Genomic DNA, 659 nt, shown 5'->3' with positions numbered 1-659 from the left:
TTTAGTCTGAAAGTCATGAAAAACCTATTCGGATCATACGATGCATATTTTCCCAGAGGCTTCCGGTCACACGAATGCATCTATGCGGATTCGGTCAATGGTTGCCTGACCCCCGGGGCTGAGGACCGCTTCAAAGAGACCGTATACTTCGCGAGTCAGATGGAGGCTGGCTACCATAACCCTCAGAAGTTTCGCTACTCGCTGGGCGCATTTCTCTCTGCATATGTGTCGATTTCGGAAGTTTTGACCAAGGAGCTTGAAGCCAACGGTCGATGGCCAAAATGGAAAGAGCATCTCGCGAGCATTCCTCATGAGATCGCTGTCAACGAGTATGGTCGCGCACTGACTCGAGCCCGCAACATAAACATTCATCAAAAGTCGGTTTTCGCCGGCAGCAATTGCCAGATCGGCCTCTACCGCGGCCGGAGACACAAGCTGAGTATTGGCTCAGCTGTTGATTGGGATATCTCGAGCGCTGAACTGATCGACAGACTCTGGGATTCCGAGGTCGGCAAAATGATGTTAGATAAGGAACACTCCGCAATTGGCGAACAGTACGGCGTTCGACGAACCTATCGCCTTAGGGAAATTGCAGACGAACTCCTACCTGCGGACAAGGACCTGGACGTGCTGGAAATCGTTCGAAGGGCCCTACTAAG

1 protein-coding gene is annotated in these 659 nt (G+C 51.7%); it reads left to right on the top strand.

What is annotated here, in order from left to right:
- Positions 1–15: 15 nt before the first annotated feature.
- Positions 16–659 (top strand): hypothetical protein (locus ACT3UE_RS15770; RefSeq protein ID WP_444567027.1); only part of this gene is annotated, 644 nt, incomplete at its 3' end.

The sequence above is a fragment of the Arthrobacter sp. 179 genome, assembly GCF_052379645.1.
Lineage (GTDB): Bacteria > Actinomycetota > Actinomycetes > Actinomycetales > Micrococcaceae > Arthrobacter_H.
Note: the sequence above shows the minus strand (reverse complement) of the source record. Positions and strands in the feature narration are given on the sequence as shown.